The organism is Motilibacter peucedani (assembly GCF_003634695.1).
GTDB classification, from domain to species: Bacteria; Actinomycetota; Actinomycetes; order Motilibacterales; family Motilibacteraceae; genus Motilibacter; species Motilibacter peucedani.
This window is the reverse complement of sequence record NZ_RBWV01000014.1, coordinates 262,291-280,603: the sequence shown is the minus strand read 5'-3', so window position 1 is coordinate 280,603 and position 18,313 is coordinate 262,291. Positions and strand designations below refer to the sequence as shown.

The 18,313-nt window shown below is 74.5% G+C and carries 16 protein-coding genes and 2 pseudogenes; 14 read left to right on the top strand and 4 right to left on the bottom strand.

Features of this window, described 5'->3' with window-relative positions; all coding sequences use genetic code 11:
* Positions 1–9 precede the first annotated feature (9 nt).
* Positions 10–1,839 carry a S9 family peptidase gene (locus tag CLV35_RS16295; RefSeq protein WP_183062038.1) on the top strand — a complete coding sequence of 610 codons (1,830 nt, stop codon included), beginning with the start codon at positions 10–12 and terminating at the stop codon, positions 1,837–1,839.
* Here CLV35_RS16295 and CLV35_RS16290 read toward each other — a convergent pair.
* A complete protein-coding gene (locus CLV35_RS16290; protein ID WP_231121944.1) occupies positions 1,808–2,311 on the bottom strand; it encodes a GtrA family protein in 504 nt (167 codons plus the stop codon). The two genes, CLV35_RS16295 and CLV35_RS16290, sit on opposite strands and share 32 nt — an antisense overlap.
* Positions 2,312–2,369: 58 nt before the next feature.
* Between CLV35_RS16290 and CLV35_RS16285 the strand changes: the two genes are divergently transcribed.
* Both CLV35_RS16285 and purE read left to right on the top strand, forming a co-directional pair.
* Positions 2,370–3,542: a 5-(carboxyamino)imidazole ribonucleotide synthase gene (locus CLV35_RS16285; protein ID WP_231121943.1), complete on the top strand. Its 1,173-nt coding sequence runs from the start codon at positions 2,370–2,372 to the stop codon at positions 3,540–3,542.
* Entirely contained in the window at positions 3,539–4,048 is a 510-nt protein-coding gene (gene purE / locus CLV35_RS16280; protein ID WP_121194548.1) for a 5-(carboxyamino)imidazole ribonucleotide mutase, read from the top strand. The genes CLV35_RS16285 and purE overlap by 4 nt, the downstream gene beginning before the upstream one ends.
* Positions 4,049–4,053: 5 nt before the next feature.
* On the opposite strand, the gene CLV35_RS16275 is transcribed toward purE, so the two are convergent.
* Entirely contained in the window at positions 4,054–4,485 is a 432-nt protein-coding gene (locus CLV35_RS16275) for a CoA-binding protein (protein ID WP_121194547.1), read from the bottom strand.
* Between the two features lie 172 nt (positions 4,486–4,657).
* Here CLV35_RS16275 and CLV35_RS16270 point away from each other — a divergent pair, with 172 nt between their 5' ends.
* The 5 genes and pseudogenes from CLV35_RS16270 (at position 4,658) to CLV35_RS21020 (ending at position 8,244) form a co-directional block, all read left to right on the top strand.
* The gene (locus tag CLV35_RS16270; RefSeq protein ID WP_147431997.1) at positions 4,658–5,425 is read left to right on the top strand and encodes an AfsR/SARP family transcriptional regulator; all 768 of its coding nucleotides are present in this window, start codon (positions 4,658–4,660) and stop codon (positions 5,423–5,425) included.
* A 74-nt stretch (positions 5,426–5,499) separates the two neighbouring features.
* Positions 5,500–5,754: a hypothetical protein gene (locus tag CLV35_RS16265; protein ID WP_121194545.1), complete on the top strand. Its 255-nt coding sequence runs from the start codon at positions 5,500–5,502 to the stop codon at positions 5,752–5,754.
* A gap of 65 nt (positions 5,755–5,819) precedes the next feature.
* Positions 5,820–6,673, top strand: a pseudogene (locus tag CLV35_RS21025) (manganese catalase family protein).
* Between the two features lie 128 nt (positions 6,674–6,801).
* Complete coding sequence (locus tag CLV35_RS20210; protein WP_183062036.1) at positions 6,802–6,972, top strand: hypothetical protein; 171 nt, start codon at positions 6,802–6,804, stop codon at positions 6,970–6,972.
* 23 nt (positions 6,973–6,995) lie between these two features.
* Positions 6,996–8,244 (top strand): annotated as a pseudogene (locus CLV35_RS21020) (Nramp family divalent metal transporter).
* Positions 8,245–8,319: 75 nt separating this feature from the next.
* On the opposite strand, the gene CLV35_RS16250 reads toward CLV35_RS21020, so the two are convergent.
* Together CLV35_RS16250 and CLV35_RS16245 are read right to left on the bottom strand one after the other, a co-directional pair.
* Positions 8,320–9,642, bottom strand: coding sequence for a UDP-glucose dehydrogenase family protein (locus CLV35_RS16250; protein WP_121194544.1), 1,323 nt, complete (start codon positions 9,640–9,642; stop codon positions 8,320–8,322).
* Between the two features lie 78 nt (positions 9,643–9,720).
* The gene (locus CLV35_RS16245; RefSeq protein ID WP_121194543.1) at positions 9,721–11,253 is read right to left on the bottom strand and encodes an LCP family protein; all 1,533 of its coding nucleotides are present in this window, start codon (positions 11,251–11,253) and stop codon (positions 9,721–9,723) included.
* 179 nt (positions 11,254–11,432) lie between these two features.
* Between CLV35_RS16245 and CLV35_RS16240 the strand changes: the two genes are divergently transcribed.
* The 6 genes from CLV35_RS16240 (at position 11,433) to CLV35_RS16215 (ending at position 18,280) form a co-directional block, all read left to right on the top strand.
* The gene (locus CLV35_RS16240; protein ID WP_121194542.1) at positions 11,433–12,497 is read left to right on the top strand and encodes a glycosyltransferase family 2 protein; all 1,065 of its coding nucleotides are present in this window, start codon (positions 11,433–11,435) and stop codon (positions 12,495–12,497) included.
* Between the two features lie 11 nt (positions 12,498–12,508).
* On the top strand, positions 12,509–13,639 hold the full coding sequence (locus CLV35_RS16235) for a glycosyltransferase family 4 protein (protein ID WP_231121942.1): 1,131 nt from the start codon (positions 12,509–12,511) through the stop codon (positions 13,637–13,639).
* Positions 13,640–13,700: 61 nt separating this feature from the next.
* A complete protein-coding gene (locus tag CLV35_RS16230; RefSeq protein WP_121194540.1) occupies positions 13,701–14,537 on the top strand; it encodes an ABC transporter permease in 837 nt (278 codons plus the stop codon).
* On the top strand, positions 14,521–15,381 hold the full coding sequence (locus CLV35_RS16225) for an ABC transporter ATP-binding protein (RefSeq protein ID WP_231121941.1): 861 nt from the start codon (positions 14,521–14,523) through the stop codon (positions 15,379–15,381). Before CLV35_RS16230 ends, CLV35_RS16225 begins: the two co-directional genes overlap by 17 nt.
* Positions 15,378–16,502 carry a glycosyltransferase family protein gene (locus tag CLV35_RS16220; RefSeq protein WP_121194539.1) on the top strand — a complete coding sequence of 375 codons (1,125 nt, stop codon included), beginning with the start codon at positions 15,378–15,380 and terminating at the stop codon, positions 16,500–16,502. The genes CLV35_RS16225 and CLV35_RS16220 overlap by 4 nt, the downstream gene beginning before the upstream one ends.
* Positions 16,499–18,280 (top strand): hypothetical protein, encoded by a 1,782-nt coding sequence (locus CLV35_RS16215; protein WP_121194538.1) that lies wholly within the window; start codon positions 16,499–16,501, stop codon positions 18,278–18,280. Before CLV35_RS16220 ends, CLV35_RS16215 begins: the two co-directional genes overlap by 4 nt.
* Positions 18,281–18,313: the final 33 nt, after the last annotated feature.

Below are 18,313 nucleotides of genomic sequence, written 5' to 3'. Positions count from 1 at the left end.
GGTGCCTGCGTGAAGGTCGTCGTCCCCCACCCCTCCGAGCACCTGCCGGAGGACGTCTACGGCAGCTGGTCGCCCGCCGCCGACCCCTCGGGCGGGCGCGTCGCCTTCGTCTCCGACCGCGGCGGCACGCCGCAGGTGTGGCTGCGCGAGCTCGTCGACGCGGGCTGGCGACGGGTGCCCACCGGGCTCGAGCGGGTGTCGACCGTCTCGTGGTCGCCCGACGGTGCCTGGCTCGCGTGCACCGTGGCGGCGCACGGGTCGTCGCGCACCGAGGTGTGGGTCGTGGCCGCCTCGGGCGGCACGGCCCGCCAGGTGGCCGGCCACGCCACGACGACGGCGGGGCTGGGCCCCGGCTCTCGGCACGGGTGGAGCGCCGACGGCCGGCTGCTGCTCACCGAGACGACCGGTTCGGACGCGGTGTGCTCGCTGCTCGACCCGCAGACGGGTACGCGGGAGCCCGTCGCCCGCGGCACCCTGCTCACGCTGCTCGACGTCAGCGCCGACGGCTCGCGGGCGCTGCTGCGCTGCGGCCCCCGCGGCCGCCGGGAGCTCGAGGTCCTCGACCGCGCCTCGGGGGAGCGGCGTGCAGTGCTGCCGGCCGACGAGGGCGGCTCCACCGACAGCGGCGTCCTGTCGCCGGACGGGCGCACCGCGTACGCCGTCACGACGGTCGGGCGCGAGCTCGCCGCGCTCGTCGCCGTGACCGACGGCGAGCCGCCGCGCACCCTGGCGCAGCGCGAGGACGCCGAGCTCGAGCAGGTCGCGCTCTCGGCCTCCGGGGCGCGCGCGGTGCTCGTGTGGAACGTGCTCGGCGGGCGCAGCGCCCTCACCGTCGCCGAGCTGCCCGGCGGCGAGCAGACCGAGCTGGCGCTGCCCCGCGACGTCGTGCGCGAGGCGTGGTTCGCCGGCGACGGCTCGCGCATCGCGGTCACCGCCGAGAGCTGGTCGGACCCGCGCGGCGTCTGGCTGCTCGACCTCGAGGGCGGTGCCACGCCCGTCAGCAGCGACGGCGGCCACGTGCTGGTCGCGTCGCCCGCGGCCACCACCCGGCGGGTCGACCCCGACGTGCTCGTGCCGCCCGAGCTGCACGGCTTCGTCTCGCCGGACGGCACGGCGGTGTCCGGCTGGCTCTACCGGCCGGCCGGCGAGGGACCGTGGCCCGCGGTGGTGTGGCTGCACGGCGGGCCGGAGTCGCAGGAGCGCCCGGTCTACAACTCGCTGTTCCAGTCGCTGGTCGCGGCCGGCATCGTGGTCTACGCGCTCAACGTGCGCGGCTCGTCGGGCTTCGGGCGCTCGTTCGTGCACGCCGACGACCTCGCGGGGCGCTACGGCGCCATCGACGACGTGGCGGCGGCCGCTGCGTACCTCGTCTCGAGCGGCACCGGTGCGCCAGGGCGCCTCGGAGTGATGGGGCGGTCCTACGGCGGCTACCTGACGCTCGCCGCGCTGGCCTGGCACCCCGACCTGTTCGGCGCCGGGGTCGACGTCTGCGGCATGAGCAGCTTCGCGACGTTCTACGCCCACACCGAGCCCTACATCGCGGCGACGGCGGTGAGCAAGTACGGCGACCCTGTGCGCGACGCCGAGCTGCTGCACGACCTCTCGCCCATGACGAGGGTCGACGCGATCCGTGCGCCGCTGATGGTCGTCCACGGCGGCGACGACACCAACGTGCCGCTGGTCGAGGCGACCCAGCTCGTCGAGGCGCTGGCCGAGCGCGGGGTCGAGCACCGGTTCGTGCTGTTCGAGGGCGAGGGCCACGAGCTGCTCGCGACGCCCAACCGCGTGCGGTTCGTCAACGAGACGGTCAGCTGGCTGACTCGGCACCTGGCCGGCTGACCAGCTCGCGCTCGGCCTCCTCGATCACCGGGAACACGAAGCGGCGGTAGGCCCAGAAGCGGAAGACGGTGGAGATGCCGAGGCCCACCACGTTGCCCGATACGTTGAACGCCAGCCGGGAGTCCATGTCGAGCACGTAGCGGGTGAAGGCGACGCAGGCCAGGGTGATCAGCAGGCCCACCAGGCTGATGGCGAAGAAGCCGACGAACTCGCGGTGGATCTGGCTGCGCGTGCGGTGCCGGAACGTCCACTGGCGGTTGCCGACGTAGTTGAAGACGATGGCGGCGACGACGGCGATGCCCTTCGCCGTCAGCGGCTTGTGCGGCATCCAGCTGAGCAGCAGGTTCGAGAGCCCGACGTCGATCACGACGCCGCCGGCACCCACGACGCCGAACTTCAGCAGCTCCCTGACGACGTGCCCGAACGAGTAGTAGAGCCGGAGGACCGGGCTTCGTTCGGGCAGCGAGGGCACGCTGGGAGGGTACCCACTCCCTCTGGGAGCCGCCTGTGCCACGGCTACGCTTCCCGGCGTGCCGAACGCCTCCTCCCTGCCGCCCGGCTTCCCGACGGTCGGCATCGTGGGTGCCGGGCAGCTCGCCCGGATGACCGCACCGGCGGCCGCCGCCCTCGGCGTGCGCCTGCGGGTGCTCGCCGGCAGCCGCGACGAGAGCGCCGCCCAGGTGGTGCCCGACGCCGTGATCGGCGCGGCCGACGACCTCGACGCCTTGCGCCGGCTGGCCGAGGGCTGCGACGTCGTGACCTTCGAGCACGAGCACGTGCGCCCCGAGCACCTCGAGGCGCTGCTCGCGGAAGGCGTCGTCGTGCGCCCCGGGCCGCAGGCGCTGCTGCACGCCCAGGACAAGGCGGTGATGCGCGCCCGGCTCACCGAGGCGGGGCTCCCGTGCCCGCGGTGGGCGGTCGTGTCCAGCGCCGACGAGGTGGCCGGCTTCGCCGACGGCACGTGGCCGGTGGTGCTCAAGGCGGCCCGCGGCGGCTACGACGGCCGCGGCGTGTGGGTCGTCGGCTCGGCCGCCGAGGCCGAGCCGGTGCTGGCCGAGCTCGCGTCCCGCGGTGTCGCCTGCCTCGCCGAGGAGAAGGTCGAGTTCGTCCGCGAGCTCTCGGCCCAGGTGGCGCGCTCGCCCCACGGCCAGGCCGTCGCCTACCCCGTCGTCCAGACCCTCCAGCTCGGCGGCATCTGCCGCGAGGTCGTGGCGCCGGCGCCCGGACTGGTCGACGACGAGGCCGTGGCCGCGCAGGACGTCGCCCTGCGCATCGCCGGGCTCCTCGACGTCGTCGGCATGATGGCGGTCGAGCTGTTCGAGACCGCCGACGGCCGGGTGCTGGTCAACGAGCTCGCCATGCGCCCGCACAACTCCGGCCACTGGACGATCGAGGGCGCGGTCACCTCGCAGTTCGAGCAGCACCTGCGTGCGGTGCTCGACCTGCCGCTCGGCTCGCCCGCGGCGCTCGCGCCGCTCGCCGTGATGGCCAACGTGCTCGGCGGCGACCACCCCGACATGTACGCGCCCTACCGCCACGTCTTCGCCCGCGACCCGGGACTCCGGGCGCACATGTACGGCAAGCAGGTGCGGCCCGGCCGCAAGATCGGCCACGTCACGGTGGTCGGCGACGGTCCGCTCGAGCCGCTGCTCGACCGGGCGCGCCACGCGGCCGGCTACTTCATGGGGGAGATCCTCGAATGAGCCCGTCAGCCAACCCCGTCGTCGGCGTCGTGATGGGCTCCGACTCCGACTGGCCGGTGATGCAGGCCGCCGCGGAGGCGCTCGAGGAGTTCGGCGTCGCCTACGAGGCCGACGTCGTCTCCGCCCACCGGATGCCTCGGGCGATGGTGGAGTACGGCGCGTCGGCCGCCTCCCGCGGCCTGCAGGTCGTGATCGCGGGGGCCGGGGGAGCGGCGCACCTGCCGGGGATGCTGGCCGCCGTGACCCCGCTGCCGGTCATCGGCGTCCCCGTGCCGCTCAAGCATCTCGACGGCATGGACTCGCTGCTCTCGATCGTCCAGATGCCCTCGGGGGTGCCGGTCGCCACGGTGTCGATCGGCGGGGCGCGCAACGCCGGCCTGCTCGCGGTGCGGATCCTCGGCGCGTCCGACCCCGCCCTGCGCGACCGGATGGCCGAGTTCCAGGGCTCGCTCGAAGCGCTCGCCCGAGCCAAGGGCCAGGCGCTGCGCGACTCGCTCTCGAGCTAGGCGGGTCAGGCGAGGCTGCTGGGGCCCAGCGTCGGCCAGTCGATCTTGGGGCAACGGTCCATGACCATGGTGACGCCGACGGCCCGCGTGCGGTCGTAGGCCGCCTCGTCGACGACGCCGAGCTGGAACCACACGGCCTTCGCGCCGATCCGCACCGCGTCGTCGGCGACCGCGCCCGCCGCCGAGCTGCGGACGAACACGTCGACCACGTCGACCTCGAACGGGATCTCGGCCAGCGTGCGGTAGCCCTGCTCGCCGTGCACCGTCTCGGCGCGCGGGTGCACGGGCACGATCCGCTTGCCCTGCTGCTGCAGGAACTTCGCCACGCCCCAGGCGGCGCGGGAGGTGTCGTTCGAGAGGCCCACCACCGCCCACGTACGCGTCTGCTCGCCGAGGACCTGCGCGACCGTCTCGTCGTCGCCCCACTGCTGCGCCATGCCCCCATGGTGCGGGTGCCGCGACACGCCGACGCGCGCGGGGTCGTCTCCGCGGGAGGTTGGTCCCGCGGCCGGGCGGGGTAGCAGTTCGATCAGGTTGAGAAGGCAGCCGTGTCCGTCGCCCCTGCGGCGGGCCGGGGACGCCCACTCGACCGACTCGGAGGTTGCACGTGTGACCACCACGGGAGCCGAGTCCGGTGCCGCGCCGGCCCATGGCACGTCGCTGTGCCTTCTGGGCGAGTTTCACATGGAGCACGAGGGCAAGCCCGTCCAGGTGAGCGTCGCGGGCCAGCGGCTGATCGCCCTGCTGGCGGTGCACGGCCGGCCGGTGCGTCGCGCGAGCGTCTCGGCGGTGCTCTGGCCCGACTCGGACGGCACCCGAGCCACGGCCAACCTGCGCTCGGTGCTCCACCGGCTGCCGAGCGGGGGCGGCAAGCCCCTGGTGAGCGCCTGCCGGGAGAGCCTGGAGCTCGCCGACGACGTGTCGGTCGACCTGCACGCCTGCACCTCCCTGGTGCTCGCGCTGTGCGAGGACGAGTCGAGCTACGCCCTGCCAGAGCCGGTCGATGACGGCGACGCCGTCAGCGGCGGGCTCGTGCGTACGCTGCTGCGCGACCTGCTGCCCGACTGGTCCGACGAGTGGCTGCTGGTGGAGCGGGAGCGCCACCGTCAGATGCGCATGCACGCGCTGGAGCTGCTGGCGACGCGGCTGCGGGCGGCGGGCCGCTACACCGCGGCGCTCCACGCGGCCCTGTCGGCGGTGGCCGTCGAGCCGCTGCGCGAGAGCGCCCACCGCGTGGTCGCGCAGGTGCACATCGACGAGGGCAACGTCGGCGAGGCGCTTCGGCAGTACGACATGTGCCGCCGCCTGCTCGACGAAGGGCTCGGCATCCGGCCCTCGGCCTCCTTCCAGCAGTTGGTCTTCCCGCGCGTCCACTGAGGCTCCTCGGGCGGTGTCGCCCGGTGCGACGCGGCTGTCACGCCGCTGTCACGGGCGGTCGGTAGGACACCTGCATGTGCTGCTCGGAACGTCCGGTCGACCAGGTCGGGGTGCTGCTCGTCCGGGTCTGGCTCGCGACGGACGCCGGGCTCTGCGCCCGGGTCATGACGGCCGAGGGCCCGCTCGCCGGTGAGGCGACGTGGGCGACCTGCACCGGCACGGACGCGACGGTGCGTGCGGTCCGGTCGTGGCTCGAGCAGTGGTACGACGACGCCCGCCCTCGCGCACGGGACGGGCCGGCGTCCCCGCAGCCGCCGCAGATCAGTTAGATGCCTCAACGCGCCACATCAGTCCACCCCATGCCACCTAGGGCATGTACACCCGAGGAGCCCGCATGTTCAAGCACGTCCACGAGCTGCAGTACGAAGCCAAGCCCGACGCGCCGGACCCCGCGTTCGCCCGTCGCTTCCAGGAGGTCCTGGGCGGCAAGTGGGGCGAGATGACCGTCGCGATGCAGTACCTCTACCAGGGGTGGAACTGCCGGCTCCCCGGCAAGTACAAGGACATGCTGCTCGACATCGGCACCGAGGAGCTCGCCCACGTCGAGATGATCACCACGATGATCGACCGCCTGCTCGACGCGGCGCCGTTGTCCGAGAGCGAGGCGAAGGGCCCGATGGAGAAGCACTTCGACCACTCGAACCCGCAGCACACCATCGTCAACGGCGGCGGCGGCTACCCGGCTGACAGCACGGCGTCCCGTGGTCCGGTGCGTTCGTCACCGCGAGCGGCAACCTCTACGCCGACTTCATGCTCAACGCCACCGCCGAGATGCAGGGCCGGCTCCAGGTCGCGCGCCTGTTCCACATGACCGACGACAAGGGCGTGCAGCAGCTCATCCGCTTCCTCGTCACCCGCGACCACATGCACCAGATGCAGTGGCTACGCGCGGTGGAGGAGCTCAAGGCCGACGGCCTGGACAAGGTGCCGGTGCCCGACGCCTTCGACCGCGACGAGGAGCTCGACGAGTACGCGCGCCTCTACGTCCACGCCTCCGACGGTCCCAACGCCACCGAGGGCGGCTGGGCGCAGGGCGAGGCCTACGACGGCAGCGGCCAGATCACGGTGCAGCCGGAGATTCTCGCGACCGGTGCGCGCCCGACGCTGCCTCCGGGTGACCCCCGCCTCTACGGCACGCCGCCCACCAGCCCCACCGGGCTCGTCCAGAAGGTCAAGGACCTGCTCTAGGCCGGTCCGGGTCGCCCGGGCCGTGCGCCCGGGCGACCTGACCTCCCTGCCTCGAGAACCGTGCGAACCGTCCTGCCCGATCGAGCAAAGACCACGCCTGTCCAGTCCCCGAGTGCGGAGCCCTCGCCATGTCGACGTCTGCAACGAAGTCTGCGCTGCCCTGCTGCTACGCGGCCGCCACGTCGGTCGCGGTGTTCTCCGGCTCCGCCTCCGCGTCGCTCGCGGGGACGGGGCTGCTCGCCTACGTCGTCGGGCGCGCCGCCTACCGGGCGCGCCGGCACCCGGGCCAACGGTCGTGACGGTCGTCGACGCGGGCCTCGAGCTGCCCCTGCCTCGTACGCGGCGGCCGCGGTCCGCCCGCGCCGCCGTCGGGTCGCTCGGGCCGGCGTTCGTCGCGGCCGTCGCCTACGTCGACCCCGGCAACGTCGCCACGAACGTCACGGCCGGGGCGCGCTACGGCTACCTGCTCTGCTGGGTCGTCGTGGCGGCCAGCGCCACCGCCATGCTCGTGCAGTACCTCTCGGCGAAGCTCGGCATCGCCACCGGCGCCTCGCTGCCGGTCCTCTGCCGGCGCCGGTGGTCGCGCCGCACCAGCACCGCGCTGTGGGTGCAGGCCGAGTGCGTGTCGATCGCCACCGAGCTGGCCGAGGTCATCGGCGGTGCCGTGGCGCTGTGGCTGCTGTTCGGGATGCCGCTGCTCGCCGGCGCCGTCACCACGACCGTGGCCTCCATGGCGGTGCTGGCCCTGCAGAAGCGCTCGCGGCAGCACCGCTTCGAGATCGTCGTCACCGCCATGCTGGCCGTCTGCGCCGTCGGCTTCGTCTTCACGGCCTGGCGCGCCGGCCCGAGCCCCAGCGCTCTCGCGGCGGGCGTCCTGCCTCGCCTGCAGGGCGCCGACAGCCCTGTTGCTTGCCGCCGGAATCCTCGGCGCGACGGTCATGCCGCACGCGATCTACCTGCACTCCGCGCTCGTGTGCGACCGGTTCAACCTCACCGGCCCGGCGTCCGGGCCGGTTGAGCGCTCGTGGCGCCGGGGCCTGCTGCGCTCGACGCGGCTCGACATCACCGTCGCGCTCTCGGTCGCGGCCGTGGTCAACCTCTCGCTGGTGGTCGTCGCCGCGGCCGGCTTCCCGGGGCAGGGCATCGACTCGATCGAGGGCGCCTACACCGGCATCGCCAGCGCGCTCGGCACCGCGTCAGCCGTGATGTTCGCCTTGGCCCTGCTGGCCTCCGGCCTCGCCTCGTCGTCCGTCGGCGCCTACTCCGGCGCCGTCGTGGTCGAGGGCTTCGCCGGCCGGTGCATCGCGCCGGCGCTGCGCCGCCTGATGACCGTGGTCCCCGCCCTCGCCGTGGTGGCGACAGGGGTCGACCCCACCACGGCGCTGGTGCTGAGCCAGGTGGTGCTGTCGTTCGGGGTGCCGTTCGCGCTCTGGCCGCTGGTCGTGCTCACGCGGGACCGGGCGGTGATGGGCGAGCTGGTCAACCGCCGCACCACCCACGTGCTGGCCGTGTTCGCCGCGACCGCGATCAGCGCGCTGAACCTGGGACTGCTCGCCCTGCTCGTGCTCTGAGCGGTGTGCCCCGAGCCGCCGAGAGCCGGCTCCCGCTGGTGCGGAGGGCCGGCTCTCGGGCTGTGCGGGACGGGGTCAGGGGCGGCCGAGCGAGCGGTAGTGCCAGCCGGCACCGCGCCAGGCGTCGACGTCGAGCGCGTTGCGGCCGTCGACGATGTTGCGCTGCTCGACCATGGTCGCGACCTGCACCGGGTCGAGCTCGCGGAACTCCTTCCACTCGGTCAGGTGGAGGATCACGTCGGCGCCGGTGATCGCCTCGGTGGCCGAGTCGACGCAGCGCAGCGTGGGGAAGACCCGCTTGGCGTTGGCGTTGGCCTCCGGGTCGTAGACGACGACCTGGGCGCCCTGCAGCTGCAGGGAGGCCGCGACCGCGAGCGCCGGGGAGTCGCGCACGTCGTCGCTGTCGGGCTTGAACGCGGCGCCGAGCACGGCGACACGGGCGCCCAGGACGGTGCCGCCGAGCAGCTCCTTGGCCAGGTCGACCGTGCGGGTGCGGCGGCGCATGTTGATCGCGTCGACCTCCTGCAGGAAGGTCAGGGCCTCGCCCGCGCCGAGCTCGCCGGCGCGCGCCATGAACGCGCGGATGTCCTTGGGCAGGCAGCCGCCGCCGAAGCCGAGGCCGGCGTTGAGGAAGCGGCGCCCGATGCGGGCGTCGTAGCCGATCGCGTCGGCGAGCGTGACGACGTTGCCGCCGGCCGCCTCGCACACCTCGGCCATGGCGTTGATGAACGAGATCTTGGTCGCCAGGAAGGAGTTCGCAGCGACCTTGACCAGCTGGGCGGTCGCGAAGTCGGTGACGACGACCGGGGTGCCCTCGCCGATCGGGGTCGCGTAGACCTCCCGCAGCGTCTGCTCGGCCTTCTCGGAGCGGACGCCGAAGACCAGGCGGTCGGGGTGCAGCGTGTCCTCGACGGCGAAGCCCTCGCGCAGGAACTCGGGGTTCCAGCACAGCTCGGCGTCGGCGCCGGCCGGGGCCAGCTCGGCCACGCGGTCGGCCAGGCGCTCGGCGGTGCCCACGGGCACCGTCGACTTGCCGGCGATCAGGCAGGGCCGGGTCAGGTGGGGTGCGAGGCCGTCCACGACGGCGTCGACGTAGCGCATGTCAGCGGCGTTCTCGCCCGGCTTCTGCGGGGTGCCGACCCCGATGAAGTGGACGTCGCCGAACTCGGCGACCTCGGCGTACGAGGTCGTGAAGCGCAGCCGCCCCGTCGCGAGCTGCTCGACCAGGAGGGTGTCCAGTCCTGGCTCGTAGAAAGGAAGTTGGCCGGCGGCCAGAGCTTCGACCTTGGCTTTGTCGACGTCCATGCCGAGGACCTCAAAACCGAGTGCCGCCATGCACACAGCGTGGGTCGCGCCGAGATAGCCCGTGCCTAGCACGGTGATACGGGGTGCGCTCATGGGGGCGAGACTATCGGCCCCGGCACCGCCCCGGCGACCCTCGAACGGGGGTCGACTGCGTCACTGCGCGCCTGGCGGTCAGGTGCAGGCGGTGTCGGCGGCCGTGCGGGTCTGCACCGCGGGCGTGCCCGACGCGGTGGCGCTGGTGCGCCTCGGCGTGACGAGCTTCACGCTCTGCGCACCGCTCCACGACGACCCGGCGACGACCTGGAAGGTGCCGCCGAGCCCCTTGACGGGCGTGAGCGTCGCCGCGGGCAGCGCCGCCTGGAGCGTCTTGAGCGAGGTCGACCAGCGCGGGTCGTAGCGGATGACCGTCTGGGCGCCGGTGGCCGTGGCGGCGTTCCCGGTGCCGGCAACGGCGAACCCGGCCTTGCCCAGGTCGCCCGCCGCCCGGGCCGCGAGGCCCTTGACCCCGGCGCCGTTGAGCACCCGCACGCGGACCTGCGAGGGCGGGGTGGTGGCGCTCACCGAGGACGACGACGACGGCGCGGGCGTCGCCGCCGGGCCGACGGGCTCGTCCTTGCTGATGGCGTTGAACAGCTGCTGCGCCTGGGCCTGCTCCCACAGCACCGCGGCGGCGACCGGGCCGGGCGGGTTGTAGTTGTCGTCGGCGACCGGGATGGAGGCGAAGGTCACCTTCGAGGGCGAGAGCCCGTTGAGCCGCTTGGCCAGGCTGATCATGTCGCCCTGCGAGAGGTCCTTGTCGACCTTGATCGACTCGAGCGCCGCACTGACCAGCCGCTTGAGCTTGAACGGGTTCGAGAGGGTGCCCGCGCTCGTGACCTTGCGCAGCAGCGACGCGAGCAGCTTCTGCTGCCGGCCGATGCGTCCGAAGTCGCTGTCGATGTGGCGGGCGCGCGCGTACTTCAGCGCCGTCTCGCCGTCGATCTTGTGGGTGCCGGCGCTGAGGTCGAGCCCCGAGTCGTGGTCCTTGAGCGTCTTCGGCGTGCAGACGGTCACGCCGCCGACGGCGTTGACCATGCGCTCGAAGCCGAGGAAGTTGATCTCGACGTAGTGGTCGATGTGGATGCCGGTCGCCTGCGCCACCGTCTCGATCGCCAGCGCGGGACCGCCCTCGGCGAACGCGTCGTTGATCTTGTTCTTGGCGGCGGGGACCGTCTGGCCGGCGGAGCCCCGGTGCGCGGGGATCGTCACGTAGGAGTCGCGGGGGAAGCTGACCATCACGGCCTTGCCGGTGCCCTTGCCGATGTGCAGCAGGATCATCGTGTCGGCGCGCTCGCCCGCCGCGCTGGCCGTGGTGCCGACGTGCAGCCGGGCGGTGTCGTTGCGGCTCATGCCCTCGCGGCTGTCGGAGCCGACCAGCAGGAAGTTCTCGGCGTCGGCCGACAGCTTGGCCGGCTGCGTGACGCCGCCGTCGGCGGCGAACGGGTCGATGCGCGTGAGCTTCGAGTTGCCCCACGCGTCGAGGCCGTAGAGCGTCGCCGCCCCCGCCACCACCAGCGCCGAGAGCGTGGCCGTGACCCGCACCACGACCCTGCGGCGCCGCCCGCCGCCACCGCGCCGGGGACCGCGCGGGTCGAGCTCGGGCGGCAGGACCGGGGTCGCTGCGTACGGCTCGGCCGGGCGTCCGGGGTCCGCGGGGTAGGTCATGGGGGCGGGTGCCTGCTCTCTCGAGAGGGAGGGTGGGTGCGACGTAGGGGCCAACGCACGGCTGCTGCGTACGGATCCCTGTCGGACGGCGACGGCGCTCACCTCAGCGTACGTCGGGCACGGATGTCCGGTCTGTCGGCACGCCGCCCCGGGGGCCAGCCGGTACGGTGGCGGGCGCCATGCAGAGCACCCCTCCTCGTCCACCCGCCTCTGCGGGCGTGCCGGCCGTGTCGGTCGTCATGCCGGTGCTGAACGAGGAGCGGCACCTGCGCACGGCCGTGCGCCACGTCCTGGAGCAGGACTACCCCGGCGAGATCGAGCTCGTCCTCGCGCTCGGGCCGTCGAAGGACCGCACCGACGCCATCGCCGCCGAGCTGGCCAGCGCCGACGCGCGCATCCGCACGGTGCGCAACCCCAGCGGGCGCACCCCGGCGGGGCTCAACGCCGGCATCGCGGCCGCCAGCCACGACGTCGTGGTCCGCGTCGACGGCCACGGCATGCTCGGCCCGGGCTACATCGCCACCGCGGTCGAGCTGCTGCAGGCCACGGGCGCCGACAACGTGGGCGGCGTCATGGCTGCCGAGGGCGAGACCGCCTTCCAGCAGGCCGTCGCGCGGGCGATGACCACCTGGCTCGGTGTGGGCGGCGCCCGCTTCCACACCGGCGGGCAGGCCGGCCCGGCCGACACGGTCTACCTCGGCGTCTTCCGCCGCGCGACCCTCGAGCGGCTGGGCGGCTACGACGAGTCGTTCCAGCGCGCCCAGGACTGGGAGCTCAACCACCGCATCCGCGAGGCGGGCGGCCTGGTCTGGTTCTCGCCCGAGCTGCGCGTCTCCTACCGGCCGCGCGCCGACGTGGAGGCGCTGGCCAGGCAGTACTTCCACTACGGGCGCTGGCGCCGGGTGGTCATGCGCCGGCACTCGGGCACCGCCTCGCCGCGCTACCTCGCCGCGCCGGCCGTGCTGGTCGCGGTCAGCGCCGGCACGGTGGTGGGCATCCTCGTCCACCCCGTGGGCTTCGCCCTCCCGCTCGGCTACGCGGCGGCCCTCGTCGGCGGTGCCGCGCTCACCGGGCGCGGGCTCCCGCCCCGCGCGCTCGCGCTGCTGCCGGTGGTCTACGCGACGATGCACCTGGCCTGGGGCGCCGGCTTCCTCACCAGCCCGCGCTCGCTCGTGCCGCCCCGCTGGGAGCCCTACCCGCGCCGCACCGGCGCAGCCGGCTCCGCTGCACCCGGCGGCGCGTAGTGCGCGTCCTCATGCTGGTCACCTCCGACGTCGCGAACGACTCGCGGGTGGTCCGCGAGGCGACGACGCTGGCGGGCGCCGGGCACTCGGTGCACGTCGTCGGCCGCGACGTGCCGGCGGGCTGGGCACCCCCCGCGGGGGTGACGGTGCACTCCGCCGGCGGCGGCACGGGGCTCCGGCGCGGGGGAGCGCAGCCGCGTACGCTGCCGCCCCACCTGCGCGCCGCCCGCTGGGCGCTGCTCCCGCGCCACAACGCCGGGGTGCTGGCGCGCTGGACCGCCGCGGCCGAGACGCTCGCGCGCGGCATCGACGCCGACGTCGTGCACGCCCACGACTTCAACACCCTCGCGCTCGGCGCCCGGCTGGCCGCCGCCAAGGGCGCCCGGCTGGTCTACGACACCCACGAGTTCTGGTCGGGGCGCCCGCGCACCGCGCGGCCCACGCCGTGGGCGACCCGGCGAGACCTGACCGCCGAGAAGGCGCTGGGCGCGCGTGCCGATGCGGTGGTCACCGTCGGGCCGGGGGTCGCCACGCTGCTGCGCCGGCGCTTCGGCTGGGAGCACGTCACGGTCGTACGCAACACGTTCCCCGCGCTCGAGAGCCCCCTCCCGCTGGCCGCGGCGCCCGTCGGCGCGGTCTACGCCGGGCGCATGGCGCCCTACCGCGAGCTCGAGACGATCGCCGCCGCGGCTCGCTCCCTGCCCGAGCTCGAGGTCACCTGCATCGGGCCCGCCGACGAGACCTGGCTGGCCTCCTTCGACGCCGGCCCGGTGCGCGTGCGGCCCAGCGTCCCGCTGCCCGAGGCCGAGGCGCTGCTCGCCTCGGCCGGGCTCGCGCTGGTCACGCACTCGGCGCGCTGGCTCAACCACCGCGTGGCGCTGCCCAACAAGCTGTTCCTGGCCGTACGCGTCGGCGTGCCGGTCGTCGCCACCGACGTCGACGAGCTGGCGGGCGTCGTGCGCGCGCACGGGCTCGGCACGCTCTACGCCCCCGGCGACTCCGCGGGCCTCGTGCGCGCGGTGCGGGAGGCGGTCGAGCGCTGGCCCGAGCTGGTGGGCAACGTCCGGGCGGCCCAGCACGCGCTCTCGTGGGAGACCGACGGCGCGGCTCTGCTCGGCGTCTACGAGCGGCTGGGCCAGTAGGATTCGTCAGTCGTCCGTCCCCAGCCGTCCGTCACCAGCAGCGCGAGGAGCGAGCCGCCGCATGGCCGAAACAGCGCTCGAGCGCCACGTCTACGAGCCGCACAAGGTCGGTCTGCCGCCGCTGGGGCGCTACTTCCGCCAGCTCTGGGCGCGTCGCGAGTTCGCGGTCGAGTTCTCCCGGGCCGAGCTGCACACTCAGAACGTCGACACGGTGTTCGGGCAGCTCTGGCTGGTGCTCAACCCGCTCCTGCTGGGCACCGTCTACTTCCTGCTCGTGCGGGTCCTCAGCCACAGCAGCGCCTCGGCGAAGCCCTACTACTTCGCGCACCTGCTCGCCGGGCTGTTCGCCTACTACTACGTCACCGGCTGCCTGAGCCAGGGCGCCCGCTCGGTCACCAAGAGCGGCAAGCTGCTCATCAACACCGCGTTCCCGCGGGCGCTGCTGCCGCTGTCGTCCACGCTGGTCGCGTTCTGGCGCTTCCTGCCGACGCTGGTCGTCTACGCCGTCGTCCACGTGATCCAGGGCTGCCCGATCGGCCCGCACCTGCTGCTCGGCGTCGTGAGCATCGCCCAGATGACCGTGATGGGCGCCGGGCTCGCGATGTTCTTCGCCACCCTGCAGGTGTTCGTGCGCGACACGTCGAGCTTCCTGCCCTACATGATCCGCATCTGGCTCTACCTCTCGCCGGTGCTGCTGACCGTCGAGCGGTTCCCGGGCTGGACCCACCCGCTCAACCCGCTCTTCTACGTCATGGCGTGCTGGAGCGAGCTGCTCGTGCAGGGCGACGTCCTGCCGCTGAGCTGGTGGCTGGCCGGCACCGCCTGGGCGCTCGCGATCTTCGTCGTCGGCGGGCTGTTCTTCGTCTCCCGGGAGCGTGAGTTTGCTTTCCGTCTCTGAGCTGCAGGCCCGGCGCACGACCCACGAGCCGGCCATCAGCATCCAGGACCTGTCGGTCACCTACCGGGTCTCGGTCGAGGCGCCGCAGCTGACGCGGGCCGAGCGCGCCCGCCTGGGCAAGCAGGACCTCCGCGCCCGGCTGGCCGCGCAGGTGCGCCGCCGCCGGCGCGAGGTCTACGAGGTCGAGGCGCTCAAGAACGTCTCCGTCGACGTCATGCCCGGGGCGGTGCTGGGCGTGGTCGGCGCCAACGGCGCGGGCAAGTCGACGCTCATGCGCGCCGTCGCCGGCATCCTCCCGCCGAGCAAGGGCCGCATCGTCGTCAACGGGCGCGTCTCGACGCTGCTGGCGCTCGGCGTCGGCTTCAACGGCAACCTCTCCGGCCGCGAGAACATCCTGCTCGGCGGGCTCGCCGCGGGGCTGTCGCGGGCGGCGATCGAGCGCCGCTTCGAGGAGATCGCCGACTTCACCGGCGTCGACATGCACATCCTCGAGCGCCCGATGCGCACCTACTCCTCCGGGCAGTACTCCCGCGTCGCCTTCGCCGTGGCCGTCCACATGGAGCCCGACGTGCTCATCGTCGACGAGGCGCTCTCGGCCGGCGACGCGAAGTTCAAGCAGCGCGCCGAGGCCAAGATGCGCGAGCTGGTCGTCGAGGACACCTCACGCACGGTGCTGCTCGTCACCCACGGGCTCGCGAGCATCCGAGCGATGTGCAACGAGGCCATCTGGCTCCACGAGGGCCGGCTGATGAAGTGGGGGCAGCCCGGTCACATCGTGCGCGCCTACGAGGAGTTCATGGGGGTGCAGAAGGGCGGCTCGGCGGTCAGCGACGAAGACCTGTGAGCCGACGACCTGGAAGCCGACGACCTGGAAGCCGTCCCGACGTCTCCCTCGTCACCTCCGGCCACGACGTGGCCGACGCGCGCCTGCACCGCCACGTCGCCGCGTTCGTGCGGGCCGGGCTCTCCGTCGAGGTGCTCGGCCTCGGCGACCCGGCGGGCGCACCCGCCGGCGCGGCCCGCGTCACCACCCACCCGCGCGGCTCGCTGGCCCGGCGCGGGCTCGACGCGCTGCTGCTGCCGTGGCGCTCCCGCGGCCGGGTGCTGATGGTCGTCGACCCCGACACCCTGCCCGCCGCGTACGCCTGCTCGCTGCTGCGCCGCCGCCCGCTCGTCGCGGACGTCCACGAGGACTACGCGCGGCTGCTCCGCGACCGCAGCTGGGCCCGCGGCGCCGTCGGGCTCGTCGCGCGCGCGGTGGTGTCGGCGGCCAACGCCGTCGCCGGGCGGGCCGACGTGACGGTGGTCGCCGACGAGCACGTGCCCCCGGCGGCGGCGCGCGACCGGCGGGTCGTGCGCAACCTGCCCGACGGCGGCTACCTGCCCGAGCCGGGCCCGCCCGAGCCCGCCCCGCGCGCTGTGTCCGTGGGCGACCTGCGCCGCTCGCGCGGGCTGTTCACGATGCTCGACGCGCTCGCCGACGCGCCCGGCTGGACGCTCGACCTGGTCGGCCCCGTCGCGCCGGCCGACGCCGCGGCCCTCGACGCCTGGCTGGCCGACTCGCCGGCTGCCGACCGTGTCCGCCTGCACGGCCGCCTGCCGCCGCGCGCGGCCTGGGCGCTCGCGGCCGGCGCGTGGGCGGGGCTCGCCGTGCTCGACGACACCCCGGCGTTCCGCGACGCGGTGCCGACCAAGCTCTACGAGTTCCTCGGTGCCGGGCTCGCGTTCGCCGTCACGCCGCTGCCCCGGATGGTGGAGCTGGCCGGGGAGTCCGGCGCCGGGGTCGTGGTCGCCGACTCGGCCGGGCTCGCCGCTGCGCTGCGCGGCTGGGCCGAGGACCCCGGCTCGCTCGAGCGCTCCCGCGCGTCGGCCCGCGAGTGGGCGGCCGCCAACCTGTACGGTCCCTCCGCCTACGACGATCTCGCCGCCGCCGTCGCGCGGCTGGCTCGGAAGGACGCCACGTGAGCGACGCGCCGCAGCTCGTCACCCCGCTGCTCGTGACCGTCTGGGACGCCCGGCTGGGCTACGACGACGACGCCGCCCTGGCCCGCTCGCTGGCGCGCGCCGCCGGCTGGCGCACCGCCTCGGTCTTCGTGACGGGGGTGGGGTCGCGCGCCACCGGCACGACCTCGCAGGGCGAGCAGTGGGTACGCCTGCCGCCCCCCGCCGCGCCGCCCCACCCCCAGGCCACCCAGCTCAAGGCGCTCGCCGACCGGCTGTTCGCGCTCGACGAGCAGCGCCGCGCGCTCGAGGCGAGCGGTGCGTCGCGGCGCAGCCCGCGCCGCGTCCAGGCGGTCGCCGAGGGCAAGGCGCTGCGCCGCGTGCGGGAGCGCGTGCGCGAGCAGCCGCTGCCGTACGCCGAGCTCGTGGCCGAGCTCGACCTGCTCACCGCCTACGCCGAGGCGCTCGACGTCGAGGTCGCCCGCCTCGACCCGGCCGTCGTGGTGGCCTGCGGCGCGGAGGCCCTCGTGCTCGCCGCCTCGCTCGGGCTGCCCACCCTCTACGTGCCCGGCCCGGCGCGCACCGGCGTCCGTGGCGAGGCGGTCGAGGTGGCCGAGCGCCGGTGGCGCCAGCGCGCGGCCGCGGTGGTCCCCGCCGGGGCCCAGGCGGCGGTCTGGGGTCCGTCGCTGCGCTCGGTCGGGATCTCCGCAGCACCCGACGCCCTGCCCGCGCCCGACCCCGAGCCGGGCGAGCCGCTGCCCGGCGTCCGCCTCGGCATCGGGCCGGCCAACTTCGCCGGCCAGGGCTGGGCGTGGGGCAGCGCGGTGCGCGACCGCCTCGACGCCGCCGTCGACGTGGTGGCCGTGCAGCGGCCGGGCTTCGACTTCCCGGCCGACGTGACGCCCACCGCCGAGGAGTGGGACTCGCTGGAGTGGCAGGTGGCCCACCTGCCGCGCGCCCTCTCGTGGACCCACGCGCTCTCGGAGTCGCTGCGCCCGCTGCTCGGCCTGCTCAACGGCTCGGTCGTCTCCGGCGACCTCGCCGCCTTCCGGCGCGCCGGCGTCTCGCTCGCCGTGCTGTGCCACGGCTCCGAGGTCCGCTCGCCGCGTGCGGCCGCCGCGCTCTACGAGCACGCCCCCTTCGGCCCGCAGTGGCCGGACAACGCTGCCCTGCAGGAGACCTCGGACCGCAACGTGCGGCTGCTGCCCGGCATCGGCGGCCCGGTCTTCGTCGCGACGCCCGACCTGCTCGACTCGGTGCCGTTCGGCGTCTGGCTGCCGATCGTCGTCGACGAGTCCGACTTCGCGCCCGCGCCGCCGGTCCTCGAGCGCGAGGTCCCGGTCGTCGTGCACGCGCCGACCAACCCGCGCTACAAGGGCACCGACGCCATCGAGCCGGTCCTGGCGGCGCTCGAGGCAGAGGGCCTGCTCGAGTACCGCCGCTACGGCTCCCTGCCCCCCCGCCGAGGTGGCCGGCGCGCTGCGCGAGGCCGACGTGCTCATCGACCACGTGGTCATCGGCAACTACGCGACGCTGTCGATCCAGGCGATGGCCGCCGGCCGCGTGGTCCTGGGCCACGTCCACGACCGCGTGCGCCGCCGCATCCCGCTCGAGGTGCCGGTCCTCGAGACGACGCCCGGCACCGTGGAGCGGGTCCTTCGAGGAGTGCTCGCCGACCGCGCCGCCGCGCGGTCGGTGGCGGCGCGCGGGCCGGCGTTCGCGCGTACGTTGCACGACGGCCGCCTCGCCGCGCAGGTGCTCCGGGGCTGGCTGGGGGGCGGAACCGGACAAAGGTGACGTAGCGCACGATGCTGTGTCACTCTGTGGGTCCTCGT